This is a genomic window from Glutamicibacter sp. 363 (assembly GCF_052379505.1).
Classification (GTDB): domain Bacteria; phylum Actinomycetota; class Actinomycetes; order Actinomycetales; family Micrococcaceae; genus Glutamicibacter.
Window position 1 is genome coordinate 61,546 of sequence record NZ_JBQSYR010000006.1, and the last position, 18,592, is coordinate 80,137.

20 protein-coding genes are annotated in these 18,592 nt (G+C 65.1%); 1 reads left to right on the forward strand and 19 read right to left on the reverse strand.

The genetic code is table 11. From position 1 onward, the window contains the following. Positions 1-3 precede the first annotated feature (3 nt). The 16 genes from ACT3UA_RS05110 to ACT3UA_RS05185 form a co-directional block, all read right to left on the reverse strand. The gene (locus tag ACT3UA_RS05110) at positions 4-966 is read right to left on the reverse strand and encodes an aspartate carbamoyltransferase catalytic subunit (protein ID WP_105552156.1); all 963 of its coding nucleotides are present in this window, start codon (positions 964-966) and stop codon (positions 4-6) included. After that, on the reverse strand, positions 963-1,532 hold the full coding sequence (gene pyrR, locus ACT3UA_RS05115; protein WP_105552157.1) for a bifunctional pyr operon transcriptional regulator/uracil phosphoribosyltransferase PyrR: 570 nt from the start codon (positions 1,530-1,532) through the stop codon (positions 963-965). The genes ACT3UA_RS05110 and pyrR overlap by 4 nt, the downstream gene beginning before the upstream one ends. Before the next feature lie 420 nt (positions 1,533-1,952). Beyond that, on the reverse strand, positions 1,953-2,363 hold the full coding sequence (gene nusB, locus ACT3UA_RS05120; protein ID WP_096284788.1) for a transcription antitermination factor NusB: 411 nt from the start codon (positions 2,361-2,363) through the stop codon (positions 1,953-1,955). Then, a complete protein-coding gene (efp, locus tag ACT3UA_RS05125) occupies positions 2,363-2,923 on the reverse strand; it encodes an elongation factor P (RefSeq protein ID WP_105552158.1) in 561 nt (186 codons plus the stop codon). The genes nusB and efp overlap by 1 nt, the downstream gene beginning before the upstream one ends. 83 nt (positions 2,924-3,006) lie before the next feature. After that, positions 3,007-3,537 (reverse strand): tetratricopeptide repeat protein, encoded by a 531-nt coding sequence (locus ACT3UA_RS05130; RefSeq protein WP_444615657.1) that lies wholly within the window; start codon positions 3,535-3,537, stop codon positions 3,007-3,009. Positions 3,538-3,539: 2 nt separating this feature from the next. Then, positions 3,540-4,631, reverse strand: coding sequence for a 3-dehydroquinate synthase (gene aroB / locus ACT3UA_RS05135; RefSeq protein WP_096284794.1), 1,092 nt, complete (start codon positions 4,629-4,631; stop codon positions 3,540-3,542). A gap of 62 nt (positions 4,632-4,693) precedes the next feature. Beyond that, a complete protein-coding gene (locus ACT3UA_RS05140; protein WP_096284796.1) occupies positions 4,694-5,188 on the reverse strand; it encodes a shikimate kinase in 495 nt (164 codons plus the stop codon). A gap of 7 nt (positions 5,189-5,195) precedes the next feature. Next, on the reverse strand, positions 5,196-6,395 hold the full coding sequence (gene aroC, locus ACT3UA_RS05145) for a chorismate synthase (protein ID WP_096284798.1): 1,200 nt from the start codon (positions 6,393-6,395) through the stop codon (positions 5,196-5,198). Between the two features lie 29 nt (positions 6,396-6,424). Further along, positions 6,425-7,252, reverse strand: coding sequence for a shikimate dehydrogenase family protein (locus ACT3UA_RS05150; RefSeq protein ID WP_096284800.1), 828 nt, complete (start codon positions 7,250-7,252; stop codon positions 6,425-6,427). Next, positions 7,252-8,577 (reverse strand): endolytic transglycosylase MltG, encoded by a 1,326-nt coding sequence (gene mltG / locus ACT3UA_RS05155; RefSeq protein WP_096284802.1) that lies wholly within the window; start codon positions 8,575-8,577, stop codon positions 7,252-7,254. The genes ACT3UA_RS05150 and mltG overlap by 1 nt, the downstream gene beginning before the upstream one ends. Positions 8,578-8,609: 32 nt before the next feature. Further along, positions 8,610-9,083, reverse strand: a complete 474-nt coding sequence (gene ruvX / locus ACT3UA_RS05160; RefSeq protein WP_096284804.1) for a Holliday junction resolvase RuvX — start codon at positions 9,081-9,083, stop codon at positions 8,610-8,612. Continuing rightward, a complete protein-coding gene (gene alaS, locus ACT3UA_RS05165) occupies positions 9,076-11,766 on the reverse strand; it encodes an alanine--tRNA ligase (RefSeq protein WP_096284806.1) in 2,691 nt (896 codons plus the stop codon). The genes ruvX and alaS overlap by 8 nt, the downstream gene beginning before the upstream one ends. A 19-nt stretch (positions 11,767-11,785) precedes the next feature. Continuing rightward, positions 11,786-11,995: a hypothetical protein gene (locus ACT3UA_RS05170; RefSeq protein ID WP_096257770.1), complete on the reverse strand. Its 210-nt coding sequence runs from the start codon at positions 11,993-11,995 to the stop codon at positions 11,786-11,788. An 11-nt stretch (positions 11,996-12,006) separates the two neighbouring features. Further along, positions 12,007-12,378, reverse strand: a complete 372-nt coding sequence (locus tag ACT3UA_RS05175; protein WP_096284808.1) for a DUF948 domain-containing protein — start codon at positions 12,376-12,378, stop codon at positions 12,007-12,009. A gap of 124 nt (positions 12,379-12,502) precedes the next feature. Next, positions 12,503-13,126, reverse strand: coding sequence for a 30S ribosomal protein S4 (gene rpsD, locus ACT3UA_RS05180; RefSeq protein WP_096284810.1), 624 nt, complete (start codon positions 13,124-13,126; stop codon positions 12,503-12,505). A 190-nt stretch (positions 13,127-13,316) separates the two neighbouring features. Next, entirely contained in the window at positions 13,317-14,690 is a 1,374-nt protein-coding gene (locus tag ACT3UA_RS05185) for a replication-associated recombination protein A (protein WP_255248383.1), read from the reverse strand. Between the two features lie 45 nt (positions 14,691-14,735). On the opposite strand from ACT3UA_RS05185, the gene dtd reads away from it, so the two are divergent. Beyond that, positions 14,736-15,173 carry a D-aminoacyl-tRNA deacylase gene (dtd, locus tag ACT3UA_RS05190; protein ID WP_096284812.1) on the forward strand — a complete coding sequence of 146 codons (438 nt, stop codon included), beginning with the start codon at positions 14,736-14,738 and terminating at the stop codon, positions 15,171-15,173. Here the strand turns inward: dtd and ACT3UA_RS05195 are convergent. The 3 genes from ACT3UA_RS05195 to aspS all read right to left on the reverse strand — a co-directional run bounded on the left by ACT3UA_RS05195 (position 15,170) and on the right by aspS (position 18,573). Continuing rightward, positions 15,170-15,493, reverse strand: a complete 324-nt coding sequence (locus ACT3UA_RS05195) for a PadR family transcriptional regulator (protein ID WP_096284814.1) — start codon at positions 15,491-15,493, stop codon at positions 15,170-15,172. The two genes, dtd and ACT3UA_RS05195, sit on opposite strands and share 4 nt — an antisense overlap. Continuing rightward, the gene (locus tag ACT3UA_RS05200) at positions 15,486-16,604 is read right to left on the reverse strand and encodes a hypothetical protein (protein WP_096284816.1); all 1,119 of its coding nucleotides are present in this window, start codon (positions 16,602-16,604) and stop codon (positions 15,486-15,488) included. The genes ACT3UA_RS05195 and ACT3UA_RS05200 overlap by 8 nt, the downstream gene beginning before the upstream one ends. Before the next feature lie 172 nt (positions 16,605-16,776). Further along, entirely contained in the window at positions 16,777-18,573 is a 1,797-nt protein-coding gene (gene aspS, locus ACT3UA_RS05205) for an aspartate--tRNA ligase (RefSeq protein WP_096284818.1), read from the reverse strand. Positions 18,574-18,592 lie beyond the last annotated feature (19 nt).

An 18,592-nucleotide genomic window follows, 5' to 3' on the forward strand; every position in this document is an offset into this window, starting at 1 on the left:
TCCTTAGATCAGGTCGCCGGAGAGGAGCATATACAGGCTTGCCATGCGCACCGCGACGCCGTTGGTGACCTGTTCCAGGACCATCGAACGCGGCGAGTCGGCGGCAGCCGAAGAAATTTCCAGGCCGCGGTTCATCGGGCCCGGGTGCAGGATGAGGGTTTCGTCCCCGTTGGCTTCCAGGGCCTTCAGCCGGGTGTCGTCCAGTCCCCAGTAGCGCGAGTATTCGCGCGGGTTCGGGAAGAAGGCGTCTCGCATGCGTTCGCCCTGCACGCGCAGCATCATCACCGCGTCCACCCCGGAGGCGATGACCTCGTCGAGGTTGTAGCTGATGGTGCACGGCCAGGCGCTCGCGCCCACCGGCAGCAGGGTCGGCGGGGCGACCATGGTCACCGAGGCGCCCAGGGTGTTCAGCAGCCAGAGGTTCGAACGGGCCACGCGGCTATGCAGGACGTCTCCCACGATCGCGACCTTCAATCCGTCCAGTCCGCGGCCGGCCGGGCTGACTCCCTCGCGCAGGGCCAGCTGGCGGCGCAGGGTGAAGGCGTCGAGCAGCGCCTGGGTGGGGTGCTCGTGGGTGCCGTCTCCGGCGTTCACGATCGGCAGCCCGATCCAGTCGGTGGCCGCCAGCCGGGCCGGCGCCCCGGAGTCCGGGTGGCGGATGACTACCGCGTCGGCGCCGATGGCCAGCAGCGTCTGGGCGGTGTCCTTCAGCGATTCGCCCTTGGACACGCTCGAGCCCTTGGCGGAGAAGTTGATCACGTCCGCGCTCAGCCGCTTGGCGGCGGCCTCGAAGGAGATGCGCGTGCGGGTGGAGTCCTCGAAGAACAGGTTCACCACGGTGCGTCCGCGCAAGGCCGGAAGCTTCTTGACCTCACGGGTGCCGGTTTCGCGCATTTCCTCGGCGATATCGAGGATGGCAATGGCTTCGGCGCGGCTTAGATCCGCGGTGGAGAGCAGGTGCTTCATGCGCTGGCCTCGATGACTACTTCATTGCTTGAATCGACTTCGGCCAGGTGCACGCGCACCTTTTCGCTTTTCGCCGTGGGCAGGTTCTTGCCCACGTGGTCCGCGCGGATGGGAAGTTCGCGGTGGCCGCGGTCCACCAGGACCGCCAGCCGCACGATGCGCGGGCGTCCCCAATCGGAGAGTGCATCCAAGGCTGCGCGGATGGTTCGTCCGGAGTAGAGCACGTCGTCCACCAGCACGACGACCTTGCCGTCGATGCCGCCGGCCGGCAGGCGGGTTGGCGCCGGGGTGCGGGTGGTGGTGTGCCGCAGGTCGTCGCGGTACATGGTGATGTCCAGCTGTCCGACCAGCGACGCGGGGTCAAGCTGGGTCGGCGCGGAAGCGGCGATGCGCCGTGCGAGGCGTTGGGCCAGCGGATATCCGCGGCTTGGAATGCCTAATAGCACCAGATCTTCGGTGCCCTTGTTGGCTTCGATAATCTCGAAGGCCACACGGGTCAGTACACGTTCGATATCCTCGCCGGTCAATACCGTGCGAGCCACATCGGGCTGTGAATTTTCATTCATCCTGTGCACCTCTCCCTTCTCCGCCTCACGGGACGGGATTTAAAGGAATATTGCTAGTTCAAATTATCACGATCCGGCCGCCATTCCCTAGCGGAAAGCTATGCATGACACTGAATGGGCGGTGATCTCCCTCACGGCGCCATGCGGGCTCGCGCGGCCAGCCCCGCTATTGGCGGGAAAGTACCGCAGCGCCCGAGGTTCGAGGGGCCTGGAATGTTGGCTTCGCCACAGCGGGTCGTCGGAAACTTCGATGAAATAATGTTGAGTTTTTCACGTGGCAACCCCTCGCGGCGCAGAATCGCCTAGGCTTGGGCGGGTGCTGCCTCCGGGGCAACGCGCGGGTTCGGGACCCTGCGGGTTAAATACCGCAAGCCGGAACCCAGCAGGTTCCGGCTTGCGGTAGTTCAGGAGAATCGAGGATTAGTCGACCAGGGTGTCCTTGACGCTTTGAATGCGTCCGAGCACGCCGTTGACGAACTCTGGAGACTCGTCGGTGGACAGCTCGCGCACATTCACGACGGCTTCGGCCACGGCAACCGCGTCCGGAACCTCGTCGTTGTACAGCAGCTCCCACACCCCGATGCGCAGCGCCATGCGGTCCACGGCGGGCATCCGCTCGATGGTCCAGCCCTTGACATAGCTTTCGAGCACCTCGTCGATGCGGTCCAGGTGGGCGGTGACGCCCTCGAGGATCGTCAACGAATACTCGTTGAGCACGATGTCAGAATTTTCGCGGCGCGCGATGGCTACGCTGAGCGCATCGACGTCGCGGGCCTCGGCTTCGAAAAGAAACTCAAGTGCACGACGACGCGCCTTGGCGCGGGCCCTCACTAGGAGACACGTCCCAGGTAATCGCCGGTGCGGGTATCAACCTTCACCTTGGTGTTCTGATCGACGAACAGCGGAACCTGGATTTCCTTGCCGGTTTCCAGGGTTGCCGACTTGGTGCCTGCCGAGGAGCGGTCGCCCTGAAGGCCCGGTTCGGTGTAGGTGATTTCCAGGATGACCGAGGCCGGAAGCTCCAGGTACAGTGGGCTGCCGTCATACATGGCAATGGTCAGTTCCTGATTTTCCAACAGGAATCCGGCCGAGTCGCCCACGGTCTGGCCGGGAACGGTGATCTGGTCGTAGTCTTCCAGGTTCATGAAGACGTAGTCTTCGCCGTCCTGGTAGAGGTACTGGTAGTCGCGGCGGTCAACGTTGGCCAGCTCGATCTTGGTGCCGGCATTGTAGGTCTTGTCCAGAACCTTGCCCGAGAGCACATTGCGCATCTTGGTGCGCACGAATGCGCCGCCCTTGCCCGGCTTGACGTGCTGGAAGTCGATGATGGTCCACAGTTGGCCATCGATCTTAATGACCTGACCATTCTTGATGTCAGTTGTATCCGCCACGGGTCCTCAAATCCTCTATTTTCGCCAGCGTGCACTGGCATTATCAAAAATCCATTTATTACTATAGCAAACCGCGGTGAGAGCTAATTTCGCGCGCGTTCCTCGGCAAGCGCCAGGCATGCGGCCGACGCGTTGACCAGGTGCTCGGCCGAACCCATCTGCTGGCGCTGCTCCAGGGCCGCACGGAAGCGGGTAGCCGCGGCCTTGTAGTCGCCCTTTTCGAAGAAGGACATCGCCAGGTGGTGCTGCATCAGCGGCTCGTAGTAGGTGCCGGAGAATTCGTCCACCAGCTTGCGCAGGCGATTGATCGCGCGATCGAAATCACCTTGCAGGCGGGTCAATTCGGTATCCAGCACGCGCAGGTGCGCGTTGGTCGGGTCGCTTAACCGCGACTCGGCGATCAGGTTGCCGGCCTGGGCCAGTTCCCCGCGGGCCATGTGGATGACCACCTGGTCGGTCGGGGTGCCAGAGCGCATCGAACGGTCCGCGGCTTGTTCATCGGTGATGAATGGCCGCAGGTTGCTCGGGTCGATCAATACTCCGTCGATGGAGGTGCCCACGCCTTCGTGGTTCACCGATGCGACGTCGATGGCGTATGCGGTGAATTCGCTCATGCTTACTCTCCGATCTCTTGGTAGGCGGCGAATAACAGCGAGTTATCCGGCACCTCGTAGATGCGCGGCTTGCCGATGGCTTCGAGTACCACGAAGCGCAGCTGGTCGCCGCGGGTTTTCTTATCGCGCTTCATGCCGTCCAGCAGCGCCATCCACTTGTCGTTGCGGTAGCTGGTGGGCAGGCCCAGGGACTTCAGGATGCTGAAGTGGCGATCGGTCACCGCATCGGAGGTGTAGCCCACCGAACGGCCTAGTTCCGCGGCAAAGCACAGCCCGATGGAGACCGCGGCCCCGTGGCGCATTGCATAGCGCTCGGAGAGCTCGATGGCGTGGCCCAGGGTGTGGCCGTAGTTCAAGAATTCGCGCGGACCGGATTCCTTCAGGTCCTTGGAGACCACCTCGACCTTCACCGCGATGGTGCGTTCGATGATTTCGCGCAGTCGCGCGCTGTCCGGGCGGATGGCGTCTTCTGGATCCTCTTCGATCAGCTCCAGAATGCGCTCGTCGGCGATGAACCCGCACTTGACTGCTTCGGCCAGCCCGGTGACCAGTTCGTTCTTCGGCAGCGTTGCCAAAGCGTCGAGATCCGCGAGCACGCCGGCCGGTGGGTGGAAGGCGCCGACCAGGTTCTTGCCCTCGGCGGTGTTGATGCCGGTCTTGCCGCCCACGGCCGCGTCGACCATGCCCAGCAGCGAGGTGGGAATGTGGATGACCTTGACCCCGCGCAGCCAGGTGGCCGCCACGAAGCCCGCCACGTCGGTGACCGCTCCGCCGCCCACGGCAACCACGGCGTCGGTGCGGGTGAAGTCGTTCTTGCCCAGAACTTCCCAGCAGAACCCGGCAACCTGGATGTGCTTGCCCTCTTCGGCATCCGGGATTTCCGCGGTCAGCGAGGTGAAACCGGCCTTTTCCAGATCGTCGCGGACCACGTCGCCGGTGGCGCGCAAGGCCCGCGGGTGGATCACCAGGACCTTCTTAACCGCCGAGCCCAGAAGTTCGGGCAGGTGTCCCAATAGTCCGTTGCCGACCAGAACCGGGTACGACTCCGCGGGGGTGGTTCCGGTGACTTGAAGTGTGGTGGGTGCTAGTGGCATCCGAGAAGATCCTCCTGATGGTGCTGATCTGTAAAGCCTACGCGGGAGCGTACTGGGATTCGCTATCTCGTGCTGTGAATCACATGGCTCTCGATGGCTTCGACAAGCTGGGCAACGCTCAGATTGTCTACCTGTAAGGTCAGATCAGCAAGGGTTTCATAGATATCGTGGCGGGCTTCGTAGAGCCTGGTCCAGGTGGTGAGGCTTTGGTCACCGGCCAGCAGCGGGCGGTTCGTATCCCCGGCCAGCCGGCGTTTGGCCGTGGCGAGGGTCATCGCCAAGTAGATCACGGTCCCGCCGCGCAGCACCGCCTGGTTTTCTTCGCGCAGCACGGCCCCGCCGCCGGTGGCGATCACCCCGGCCCGCAGTTCGGCCAGTGCGGCGACCTCCAGATCACGGAAGTAGGCTTCGTCGTGTTCGGCAAAGATCTGCGGAATCGAACCATGGGCGGCGACGATGTGCGCGTCGGAATCGGCGAAATCGGTGCCCAGCGCCTTGGCCAGCGCCTTGCCCACAGTTGACTTGCCGCTGGCCATCGGCCCAATGAGGTAAATCATCTGCCGGTTAGACTCCGGTCGACCCTAGATTGGCGGGAATGCTGGCCAGGTAGCTTTGGATATTGCGCTTGGTTTCGGTGACCGAGTCTCCGCCGAACTTCTCCAGCAGCGACTGGGCCAGGACCAGCGCGACCATCGCCTCGGCGACAACGCCGGCGGCGGGCACCGCGCACACATCCGAACGCTGGTGGTGGGCGGTGGTTTCCTCGCCGGTGGCCGTGTCGATGGTGGCCAGGGCGCGCGGCACGGTGGCGATCGGTTTCATCGCCGCACGCACGCGCAGCACCTCGCCGATGCTCATGCCGCCCTCGATGCCGCCGGCTCGATTGGTTTCGCGCTTGATTCCGCCCGCGGTGGCCGGCACGATCGCGTCGTGGGCGGCCGAACCGCGTCGGGCGGCGGTGAGGAAGCCGTCGCCGACCTCAACACCCTTGATGGCCTGAATGCCCATCAGCGCGCCGGCCAGCCGGGAGTCCAGCCGGCGGTCCCAATGCACGTAGGAGCCGATGCCCGGAGGCAGGTTGTAGGCCAGCACCTCCACGACGCCGCCCAGGGTCTCCCCCGCCTTGTGCGCGTCATCGACCTCGGCGACCATGGCGGCCGAGGTTTCCCCGTGGAAGCAGCGCAATGGATCCGCGTCCAACGCCGCAACGTCCCCCAGGGTGGGCAGCGGTGCGTCGAGGGGCGCCGCGACGGCGCCGATGGCGGTGGTGTGCGAGACGAGTTCGATGCCCAGATCGGCCAGAAAGGCCTGGGCTACCGAGCCGAGGGCCACGCGGGCCGCGGTTTCGCGGGCGCTGGCGCGCTCGAGCACCGGACGGGCATCGTCGAAACCGTACTTCTGCATGCCGGTGAAGTCCGCGTGCCCCGGACGCGGGCGGGTCAGCGGCGCGTTGCGCGCCATCGAGGCCAGTTCGTCCAGGTCAACCGGGTCCGAGTTCATCACGCGTTCCCATTTGGGCCATTCGGTGTTCCCGATTTCGATGGCTACCGGTCCGCCCTGGGTCTTTCCGTGGCGCACGCCACCGAGGAAGGTGACCTGGTCCTTTTCAAACTTCATGCGCGCGCCTCGGCCGTAGCCCAGGCGCCGCCGAGCCAGTGCATCGCGCACCGCTTCGCTGTCCACCGAGACTCCGGCGGGTAGGCCTTCAAGAATTCCAACTAGTGCCGGGCCGTGTGATTCGCCCGCCGTCAACCAACGCAACATGGATTCTATTTTGCCATGACATGGCCTCATTAACCGCGTCGATGAAGCCCCAGTGAGCGATACATCGCATTTGTGACGTTTTCGCGGGTGTGCGTGTCGAAGTCTGCGGCGCTGAAATAACGGGCTTGCTCCACCGCCTGGTGCACCAGCATATGAAGCCCGGAGATCACCGTGCCGGCCCAGGACTCGGCCAGTTTGCTCGGCCACGGGTCATAGGCGACATCCAGCAGCAGCCCCTGGCCGCGGCCCAGATGCGGCACCCAGCTGTCGGCGGCGCGCGGCGGCAGCGTGCTGATCACCAGGTGGTCAGCGGCGATGCCGCCGGCACCCAGATCCTGCACCTGCACCAGCTGCACGCGCAGGCCCAGCTGGCCGGCCAGTGCGGTGGCCCGCTGCGCACGGGTGGCGTCGCGCACCACCAGCTTGAGTTCCTTGACGCCAAGTTCCGCGGCCGCTTCGATGGCCGCCAAGGCCGTATTGCCGGCGCCCAGCACGGTGCCCCTCGATGCTTGGCGCAGCCGCGCGTCGGCCAGCGCCAGCACGATCCCGTCCACGTCGGTATTCTGCCCATAGAGGGCGCCGTCGGGGCGCACCACGATGGTGTTCAGCGCGCCCAGGCGCGCCACGCGCGGTGAAACCTCATCCATCAGCGGAACGAAGACATCCTTCAACGGCATGGTCACCGAACATCCGGCCCACCCGCCGGCACGCATTTTGGCCGCCTGCTCCGGGGCCTGGGACGGGTCCAGCTCGATGGCCCGATAGTCGATGTCGGCGCCGAGCAGCTCATAGGCCGCTCGATGCAGCACCGGGGATTTGGAATGCTTGATGGGTTGGCCCAAGACGGCGGCGCGCATTACTTGCAGACCTCCGCATTCGCCGCGCACCAGGCGCGGAATTCGTTCTGGTTCACCTGGTGCTCGGCATAGTTCGAGGCGAATTTCGTCTCGCCGCTCTGCGTATTGACCGTCACCCAGTAGTAGAAGCCGTTATCCGCCGGGTTGACCGCCGCATCGATCGCGGAGGTTGCCGGGGAGCCGATCGGGGTCGGCGGCAGCCCGGTGTGCACATAGGTGTTGTACTGGTTGCCTGCGTCCCTTTTCTCGGTCGCGGTGAACTGCAAGGAGTACCGGTCAAGCCCGTAGATCACCGTGGAGTCGGTCTGCAGCAGGCCATGGGTCTCCACGTTGTTCGGGTTCAACCGGTTTTCGATGGCTCCGGCCACCGTGGCATAGTCCTTCGGGGTGGCTTCGGCCTGCAGAATCGAGGCGACCTTCAACGCCCGGTAGCCTTCGCCCAGGTCATTGACTCCGGCATCTTGCAAGGCGGTCTTGGTCGAATCCACCAATTCGGTGAGCACCTTCTCGGCGCTGGTATCCAGGGCAAAACGGTATTCGCCCGGGTGCAGCCAGCCTTCGAGGTTCTTCACCGACTCGGGCAGCCCGAACTTCTCGGGCTGGTTCGCCAGCTCGCCCAATTTCTTCTCGTCGAGCCCGGAGCCCTTGGCGATTTCGGCCAGCGAGGCCTGCAGCCGCAGATTCGCCTTCAACCCGATGTAGAAGACCTTGTCCGGACGATTATCGACCAGCACCTCGGTCGCGTCCGCGGCGGGCATCTGCAGCTTCAGCGGATAGGTTCCGGGGTGAATGACCACATTGTCCGCCTTCGAGTCCTCCAGCGCGTCCATGAACAGCTTGTCGCTGGCCACCACGTCGAGTTCCTCGAGCTTGCGCGAGATCAGCGCCGGACCCCAGCCGTCCTCCACGGTGAATTCGACCGCTTGGCCGCCCGGGCCCGGGTAGTCATCCGGGTTGAACTGCTTGACCAGCGAACGGATGAAATAGAAGGACCCGGCGACCACGACGGCGAAGATCAAGAAGGTTGCGAGCATCACCAGGTTGCGGCGGCGTTTGCTGCGCTTCTTGCGCGCCTTCGCCGCGCCGCTGGCGGGCACCGTGCCGAGCAAGGATTCGGGCGCCGGCTGCGGCTCGGCGTCTGCCATGGCCGGTTCCGGCTCGCGGTGCAGCTCGGCCGCGGCCGAATCTGCACCGCCGTAGAGCTGCTCACCGGTCAGTTCCGGGGTAGTTGGTGTTGCGAGGCCTTGCGGCTCGCCAGCTGCAAAACGCGCGTAAAGCTCGGAAAAGGTTTCACGCTGCCGTTCGCGGCGGGCTTCTTCTCGCATCAATTCTCCCTGTGGATTCTCGCGGCGCGCGGTTACTTCAGCACGATGCGGCTGGCTTGAACGCGCACACCATTACGTCGCATTTCAAGCACCTGTTGCAGGATTTCAATGGCGGCCGCCTGGTCAACGACCTGGCGATGGTCTTGCATGCGGCGCCCCGAGGCGTGCAACGAGCGGTGCGCGCTGACCGTGCTCAACCGTTCGTCAACCAAGAAAATCTCAACCTCGATGCTAGCCGCATTTGCCTCCTCGGCCAAGGCGATCGCGTAGTCACGAGCCATTTTCGTGGATTCCGTGGAATTCCCGGCCAGTGATTTCGGTTCCCCGATGAACACCTCGGAGACCTCACGGTCAACGATCATGCGCAAGAGCAGGCGGCGATCGGAGTTCTTCTTCGCATCGCGGCGCAGGGTCATCACCGGGGTCGCGAGGATTCCCGACGGATCGGAGACGGCGACGCCGACGCGGGCCAGGCCCACGTCGACGCCGAACGCTAGCTTAGCCATTGGCAAGGGCCGCCCGGATCGCCGCGAGCGCGTCGTCGATCTTCGATTCGTCCGCTCCGCCGCCTTGGGCCATATCGTCCTTGCCGCCGCCGCCGCCGCCGAGTACCCCGGTTGCGGTGCGCACCAGCGCGCCTGCCTTGAAGCCGTTGGCGCGCGCCTCGTCGTTGGTCACCGCGAGCACCAGCGGACGGGAGTTCGACACGCCGATCAGCACGATCACCGCGGCCTGCGCGCCGAGCTTGCCGCGCAGGTCAAGGGCCATGGTGCGCAGCGCGTCGGCCGAATCGATCTGTCCGGCGTTGTGCGCCAGCAGCCGGGTGTTCCCGATGCTCTGCACCTGCTCCAGCAGGCTGGCCGACTGGGCGAGCATCGCGGCGCTCTTGAGCTCCGCGATCTGCTTTTCGGCGGCCTTCAGCTTCGCCACCGTGTCGTTCACGCGCTCGGACACCTGGTTGGAGGGCACGCGGAACAGGCCCGACAGCTCGGAAACCAGCGCACGCTCGGCGGCTCCGTGGCGGAACGCCTCCATGCCCACCAGCGCTTCGACGCGGCGGTTGCCCGAACCCACCGATGCCTCGGAGAGCAGGGTCAGCTGCCCGATGCGGGAGGTGGACGGCACGTGGGTGCCACCGCACAGCTCGCGCGACCAGGCCCCGTTCATCTCCACCACGCGCACGGCGTTGCCGTACTTTTCGCCGAAGAGGCTCATCGCGCCCAGCTTCTGCGCCTCGGCCATGGCCATCTCGTTGGTGATCACCTGGTGGTTCGAGGCGATCGCCAGGTTCACCACCTCTTCGACCTCGGTGCGGGCCGCCGCGGAAAGCGCCTCGGCCCAGGAGAAGTCAAAGCGCAGGTATCCGGCCTTGTTGAAGGAACCGGCCTGGGTGGCGGTGTCCCCGAGCAGCTCGCGCAGGGCCGCGTGCACCAGGTGCGTGGCCGAGTGGGCCTGCTCCCCGGAGTGGCGGCGCGCCGCGTCCACCTCGGTGCGCACCAGCGCCTCGGCAGGCAGTTCACCCTCGCGCACGATCACCTTGTGCACGTTCAGCCCCTTGATCGGGGCCTGCACGTCGGTGACCTCCAGGACGAAGCCGTCGCCGGTGATCAGGCCGATGTCGCCGGCCTGGCCGCCGGCCTCGGCGTAGAACGGGGTCTCGTCGAGCACCAGCTCGATTTCCTGGCCCTGTTCGGCGAAGTTCACCACCTGGCCGCCGGAGACGATGCCGCGGATCTTCGATTCGCCCACCAGCGTGTCGTAGCCGGTGAACTCCACCTTGCCCGCCTCGGCGAGCTTGGTGAATACCGACAGGTCCGCGTGCCCGGCCTTCTTGGACTTCGCGTCCTTCTGCGCCCGGGTGCGCTGTTCGGTCATCAGTTCGCGGAAGCGCTTCTCGTCCACCGCCAGGCCCGCCTCGGCGGCGATCTCCAGGGTCAGGTCGATCGGGAAGCCGAAGGTGTCGTGCAGCGCGAAGGCGTCGTCGCCGGTCAGCTCGCGGCCCGCGGTTTTTGCCTGCTTCAGCGCGTCGTCCAGCCGGGTGGTGCCCGAGGCGATGGTGCGGCGGAAGGCGCGCTCCTCGGCGTAGGCGATGCGTCCGATGCGGGCGAAGTCTTCTTCGACGATCGGGTAGACGCCCTTCATCGCGTCACGCGAGACCGGCAGCAGCTCCGGGAGCACCTCGGAGTCCACGCCCATCAGGCGCATGGCGCGCACCGCGCGGCGGATCAGCCGGCGCAGCACGTAGCCGCGGCCCTCGTTGCCGGGGGTGACGCCATCGGAGATGAGCATCAGCGAGGAGCGGATGTGGTCCGCGATCATGCGCAGGCGCACGTCGTTGGCGTGGTTCGGATCTTCCGGGTCCTCGGTGGAGGTGTAGCTGACCGCGGACAGCTCGGCGGCCTTGTCGAGCACCGGCCGCAGCTGGTCGGTCTCGTACATGTTCTCCACGCCCTGCAGGATCATCGCCAGGCGTTCGAGTCCCAGGCCGGTGTCGATATTGCGCTTGGGCAGTTCGCCGGCGACGTCGAAGTCGGTTTTGGAACGCACCGCGGAGAGCCGGTACTGCATGAAGACCAGGTTCCAGATTTCGATGAAACGGGTTTCGTCGACCGCCGGTCCCCCGTCCAGGCCGTACTCGGCGCCGCGGTCGTAGTAGATCTCCGAGCAGGGACCGCCGGGGCCGGGCTGGCCGGTGTTCCAGTAGTTGTCTTCCTTGCCGGTGCCCACCACGCGTTCGCGCGGGATGCCGATCTGCTCTTCCCAGATGCGCCGGGCTTCCTCGTCCTTCTCCGCGCCGTCTTCGTAGACGGTGACCCAGAGGCGCTCGGGATCCAGGCCGTAGCCGCCGTCCGCGAGCGAACCGGTCAGCAGCTCCCAGGCGAAGTGGATCGCTTCCTTCTTGAAGTAATCGCCGAAGGAGAAGTTGCCGCACATCTGGAAGAACGTGCCGTGGCGTACGGTCTTGCCGACCTCTTCGATGTCTCCGGTGCGGATGCACTTCTGCACCGAGGTGGCGCGCGCGTACGGCGCCTCCTCCTGGGCGGTCAGGTAAGGGATGAATGGGACCATGCCGGCCACCGTGAACAACAGCGACGGGTCAGATGAGACCAGCGAGGCGCTGGGTACCGCTGTGTGCCCCTTCGCGACGAAGAAGTCGACCCAGCGGCGTGCAATTTCCTGCGTTTTCATCGTGTTACGGATGATCCCTTCACTTAGCGGTGTCCACGCCCAAGGCGGAACGTAATTCTACTTCGCGGGAGTTCATTCCTTCGCGGAATGCCCCCACTACCTCCGAGATGCGGTCGGCGTACTTGCCGACCTGACGGTTCAGGGCCGCCCCGGAGGATACTTCGGTGTATTTCTTGGTGGCGAGGACTCCGACGCCCACGCCGATAACAACCCACAAAAGCTTTTTCATTCTAGTCTCCCCTAACGGCTGCGGCGGCCCTTGCCGCTGGTGTTCGCATTGATCGCTGCCTGCACACCCGAGGTGAATGCGGCGATCTTGATCAGTGGCTTGCCCACGGTGGCTGCCACCAAGGAGGACAGCGCGGAGACGTTGGCGCTCGCATCGGAGACGTTCGAGGTGATCGCGTCGACCTTCTTGAGCTGGTCGTTGGTCGTGGCGACGGTATTGGCAACTTCGCCAATCAGCGGGGTCGTCCCGTCCGAGAGGTCCTTGATCGAGTTGCGAAGCTCATCAAACACCCTGCCCAACTTGATGATCGGCACCGCCAACAATGCCACCAGAATGGCAAAGACGCCGGCTGCGATGAGCCCTGCAATATCCGAACCCGACATGTGCTTCCTCTTCTGCTTTGGGTGTTTGCTGCCAGTCCAGCTTAGCGAACCGCGAGCTGATATAGGTAGTTAAGCCAATGGCCCGCAACCGAGTCGGTTGCGGGCCATTGAACACGCGCTAGATTTAGCGTGCGTAGTACTCGACCACGAGGTTCTCTTCGCAGGTCACTGGGATCTCTGCACGCTCAGGAGCGCGCAGGTAGGTAGCCTGCAAGGCTTCCAGCTTCACGTCCAGGTAGGCAGGAGCTGCTGGCAGCACCTGTGAGTGCTCACCTGCTGCTGCCATCTGGAATGGAACCATCTTCTCGCTGCGTTCGTGCACGTGGATCAGCTGACCCGGCTGCACCTTGAACGATGGGCGGTCCACGCGCTGGCCGTTAACCAGGATGTGGCGGTGCACAACCAGCTGACGGGCCTGCTGGATGGTGCGGGCGAAGCCTGCACGCAGCACCAGGGCATCCAGGCGGGACTCGAGCAGTGCCAACAGGTTGTCACCGGTCTGGCCGCCGAGGCGCTTGGCTTCCTTGAATGCGTTCAGCATCTGAACTTCGCGGATGCCGTACTGGGCACGCAAACGCTGCTTTTCGCGCAGACGAACCGCGTAATCGCTGTCCTGCTTCTTGCGGGCACGGCCATGCTGGCCGGGACCGTAGGGACGACGCTCCATGTACTTTTCAGCTTTTGGAGTCAGGGCAAGGCCGAGTGCGCGCGAGAGGCGCACGGTACGGCGGGCACGGGCGTTAGCCATATGTGTGTCCTTTTCGTTTTAGCGACGGGATCTACTGGCCTCCGGGACGGAGAGTGTTGGGGCGTCGCGGCCCTCGACCACTGCAACCTTGCCTCCCGAACGATGACTCGCGCGGGTGGCATGGCTTGCCAGCCAAGGATCAAGTCTACACGATGCACCCCGGCCAGCAGGTGAGCTGTAACGAAGCTCGCTAACGTTTCTTCTTGTCCTTGCGCCGAATGATCTCGCGCAGCCGCGCCAGCCGATCGCCCAGCGAGCGTTCGGTCCCGTTGGCGTTGGGGCGGTAGTAGTCGGTGCCGATCAGGTCATCGGGCAGGTACTGCTGGCTGGCGATCGAATGCGGGGCATCGTGGGAGTAGATGTAGCCCACCCCGTGGCCCAGCGCCTTGGCCCCCGGGTAGTGCGCGTCGCGCAGATGGTCCGGGACCAGCGCGCCCTTGCCGGCGGCCACGTCGGCCAGCGCCTCGTTGATCGCGTTGTAGGCGGCGTTGGACTTCGGCGCGGTGGCCAGGTGCACGGTGGCGTGCCCGAGCATGATCCGGGCCTCCGGCATCCCGGTCAGCGCCACCGACTGCGCGGCGGCCACCGCCAGCGGCAGGGCGGCGGGATCGGCCATGCCGATATCCTCCGAGGCGCTGATCATCAGCCGGCGGGCGATGAACCGCGGGTCCTCCCCGGCCGAAAGCATGCGCGCCAGATAGTGCAGGGCCGCATCCACATCCGAGCCGCGGATCGACTTGATGAACGCGGAGATGATGTCGTAGTGCTGGTCCCCGTCCTTGTCGTAGCGCTGCACCGCCTGGTCCATGGCCAGCTGCACATGCTCGTCGCCGATCTCGATCGGCGGCTGCCCCGCGGTTCCGGCGGCATTCCAGGCCACCGCGCCGGCGGCTTCCAGCACGGTGAGCGAACGGCGGGCATCGCCCTGGGCCAGGCGCACGATCGCGTCGCGCTGCTCGGCCGGCAGGATCACCTGCGCATCGAAGCCGCGCTCATCGTCAACCGCCCGCTCCAGCAGCGCGGCCACATCCGCGTCGGTCAGCGGGCGCAGGGTCAGCAGCAGCGAGCGCGAGAGCAGCGGCGAGATCACCGAGAAGGACGGGTTTTCGGTGGTGGCCGCGACGAGCACCACCACCCGGTTCTCCACCCCGGGCAGCAGCGCATCCTGCTGGGCCTTGTTGAAGCGGTGGATCTCGTCGAGGAACAGCACCGTGGTCATCCCGCGCAGGTCGCGGTCGTCCTTGGCCTGGTCGATCACCCGGCGCACATCCTTCACCCCGGCGGTGATCGCCGAGAGCTCGACGAACTTGCGGTCCGTGGCGCGGGCGATCACATGCGCGATGGTGGTCTTGCCGATGCCCGGCGGGCCGTAGAGAATCACGCTGGCCGGGCCGGCCAACCCGGTTTCCGGGTGCTCGGCGAGCTGGCGCAGCGGGGAACCGGGGCCCAGCAGGTGCTGCTGGCCGACCAGCTCATCGAGCGTCTTGGGGCGCATGCGCACCGCCAGCGGCGGGCGCGGGCGCTTGATCGAACCGTCGTCCAGGGCATCCAGCAAATCGTTCACTCCCCCAGCCTACCGATACTCTGGTAGCTGCGAAGAAAGGATCACATGCGCGCAGTATTACAACGAGCCAGCCGGGCCAGCGTCGAAGTCGAGGGTTCGATCGTCGGGCAGCTACCGGGCCCGGGGCTCGTGGTGCTTCTAGGCATCACGCACGAGGATGACGAGGCTACCGCCCGCAAGGTGGCGCAGAAGATCTACGGGCTGCGCATCTTGGAGGATGAGGCAAGCTGCGAATCGCTTGGCGCGCCGCTGCTGGTGGTCAGCCAATTCACGCTCTACGCCGCGGTGCGCAAGGGCCGGCGCCCCTCCTGGTCGGCGGCGGCGCCCGGCGCGCACAGCGAACCGCTCTACGAATACTTCGTGGACTACCTGCGCGACCTCGGCGCCAGCGTGGAGACCGGGGTGTTCGGCGCGATGATGGAGGTCAACCTCACAAATTCCGGCCCATTCACGGTAATCGTGGATTCCGCAGAGCTGGCCTAGCGGCCCGTGGCCCGGACCAGGTGCACGAGCCGGTCGAAGCTGGCGCGCTGCGCCTGCAGTTCGGAGCGGCCGGCGGCGGAGAGCTCGTAGACTTTTCGCCCCGGTCCGCCTTGGCCTTCCTCCCACCGTGTTCCGAGCAGTCCGGAAGCTTCCAGCTTGGCCAGTGCGGGATAGAGCGTCGCGCCCTTGATCGGCCCGAATCCGCGTTCCTGCAAGGATTTGGACAGCGCATAGCCATGGGCTTGACCGCCGGACAGCTCGGCAAGCAATAGCATCGGCAGCATCGCGCGCTGCCAGGAGCCGGGAAATTCGCTACTCATCGCGGCCTTCCTGCACCGCCTGGGCATGCGCCCGGCGTTCGGCAAGCTTGGCTTGGACGTAGTCCGCCCGATCGGCGCGGCGCAGCTGGTAGAGCGAGATGCCGATGAACACCATGAATGCTATCGCGATGAAAATCTTCCAACCGCTGATCCCTGGTTCCAGCAGCTCCGGAATGAGGCTCATGCCATAGACGCATGCGACGGCCAGCGGCAGCAGGCGACGGAGCAGCCAGCGCCGCTTGAGCGCACTTTCGGTATTCACCGCCAGCCCGATGGCAAAGGTGCTGGGTGACCCGAATTCCTCGAGCATGTCCACGCTGCTGCCTGCCGCACCGAGATCAGAACCATGCTGGCGTGCCGCAGCCAGTGCCTCCCGGGCTTCCTTCGCGTTCATTCCGTAGCGGCCACGCAGCAATCGCGCTACCTCGTCGAACCAGCCGCTCGGATCAAGGGCTGCCGCCGTGCTGGCTGAGGGTTTTTCCTCGGCCCTGGTGAAGGGCAGGAACCAGGAGCCGAGCGCTGCCGCCGCCCCAAGGAGCGGCGCCAGCCAATTTGGCACCGGCAGGTGGCCTTCGCCGCCAAGGACGGCGATCCCAATAGCCGCGGCGATGCTTGCCAGGCACCCGGAAATACCGATCAGCCAGGAAGCTTCGAAACGCCCCTTCAAGCGGTAGAACCACCAAAGGTGGGCCGAAGCGGCAATGCCAACCCCTCCGGCCAGGGCCGCCAGCTGCCAGTAGTGCCATGAATAATTCGCCCATCCGTCGCGGAAGCCAATCCATAGGCCGAAGCCCACGCAGATCAGCCCGGCCAGCATGCCAACGACGGCGAGCAGCGCGGTACCGGTCTGCACCGTGAGCTCTGCGTTGGCCCGCTGCTGGGGCGTAAGCGTTGCTTGGGCACGTTGCACGCCGTATTTCCACGGATCGCCAAACAGTTCGTCGGCACCGGTACCGCTATCGTGCACGGCAGCAAGCTGATTGCGCAGCTCGTTGCGGCATTGCTCGTTGGAGAGGTCGTTCCAAGCGATGGAAACCAGGAAAGTTTGGGCCCATGCGCGGTCTGCTTCTGGGTACTCTTCGATGATTCCGCTGGGAGATTCCGGGGACATTGGCTGCTCCGAACTGCCTTCAGATAACTAGGTCAAAATTCAACCTAGTTCAAAAATTATCCCGTGTCCAACGACACCGCAGCTGTTCGAAAACAAAAAAGGAGCAGGTTGAAACGAATAATCGTTTCAACCTGCTCCTTGCGGCTGTAGTCCGCGAAGCTGAACTATGAACCTACTTGGCGGCTTCGGCCACCGGGGCCTCGGCCTTCTTCTTCTCGGGCTTGAAATCGATGCCCGCTTCCTTGCGCTGCGCCGGGGTGATCGGCGCAGGAGCGGCAGTCAGCGGATCGAATCCGCCACCGGTCTTCGGGAAGGCGATGACGTCGCGGATCGACTCGGAACCGGTGAGCAGCTGCAGCACGCGGTCCCAGCCCAGGGCGATGCCGCCATGCGGCGGAGCGCCGAATTTGAAGCCCTCCAGCAGGAAGCCGAACTGGGTCTGCGCCTGCTCGTCGGACACGCCCATCAGCTTGAAGACACGTTCCTGCACGTCGCGCTGGTGGATACGGATCGAACCGCCACCGATTTCGTTGCCGTTGCAGACGATGTCGTAGGCGTAGGACAGGGCCGAGCCCGGATCCGTGTCGAAGGTGTCCATGAACTCTGGCTTCGGGCTGGTGAAGGCGTGGTGCACTGCGGTCCAGGCGCCGGCGCCCACCGCCACGTCGCCGGAAGCGACGGCCGCGGAGGCTGGCTCGAACATCGGCGCATCAACGATCCACACGAACGCCCAGTCGCCGTCCTTGATCAACCCGGTGCGGTGCCCGATCTCCACGCGCACCGCACCGAGCAATGCCCGGGATTCGGCCTTGTCGCCGGCGGAGAAGAAGATGCAGTCACCGGGCTTCGCGCCGGTGGCCTGCGCCAACCCGGCCTTCTCCTCATCGGAGAGGTTCTTCGCCACCGGGCCGGCCAGCTCGCCGTCTTCCTTCAGCAGCACGTAGGCAAGTCCCTTCGCGCCGCGCTGCTTGGCGAATTCCTGCCAGGCATCCAGGGTGCGGCGCGGCTGCGCGGCGCCACCTGGCATGACCACGGAGCCGACATAGGCGGACTGGAAGACCTTGAAGGAAGTGTTCGCGAAGTACTCGGTCATCTCGGTCAGTTCCAGGCCGAAGCGCAGATCCGGCTTGTCCGAACCGTAGCTGGACATCGCGTCGGCGTAGGTCATGCGGCGGATCGGGGTCGGGATCTCAACGTCGATCAACGACCAGATTTCCTTGACCAGCTTCTCGCCGAGCTCGATGATGTCATCTTCCTCGACGAAGGAAGCTTCGATATCCAGCTGGGTGAATTCCGGCTGGCGGTCCGCACGGAAGTCCTCATCGCGGTAGCAGCGCGCGATCTGGTAGTACTTCTCGAAGCCGCCGACCTGCAAGAGCTGCTTGAACAGCTGCGGGGACTGCGGCAGCGCGTACCAGGCGCCCGGGCTCAGTCGGGCGGGCACGACGAAGTCGCGGGCGCCTTCCGGAGTGGAACGGGTCAGCGTCGGGGTTTCGATCTCGACGAAGCCCTCGTCGTGCAGCAGGTTGCGCGCGGCACGGTTGACCTCGGAGCGCAGACGCAGGTTGCGGGCCGGGGTCGGCCGGCGCAAATCCAGGTAGCGGTGGCGCAGCCGCGCCTCCTCGCCGACCTCGACGTGCTCATCGATCTGGAAAGGCAGCGCCGCGGCGGTGTTCAGCACGATCACCTCATCGGCGATCACCTCGATCTCACCGGTTGGCAGGTTCGGGTTCTCGTTGCCTTCCGGGCGACGCTCAACGGTGCCCTTGATCTGCAGCACGAATTCATTGCGCAGCGGGTGGAAGTCCTCTTCGTCGCGCACCACAATCTGGGCGAAGCCGGAGGCGTCGCGCAAATCGAGGAACGCCACACCACCGTGGTCGCGTCGACGCGCGACCCAACCGGTGAGGGTGACCTGCTGTCCAATGTGCTCGGCGCGGAGTTCGCCCAGCTGATGAGTGCGTAGCACTACGATCCTTTCGGTCGGT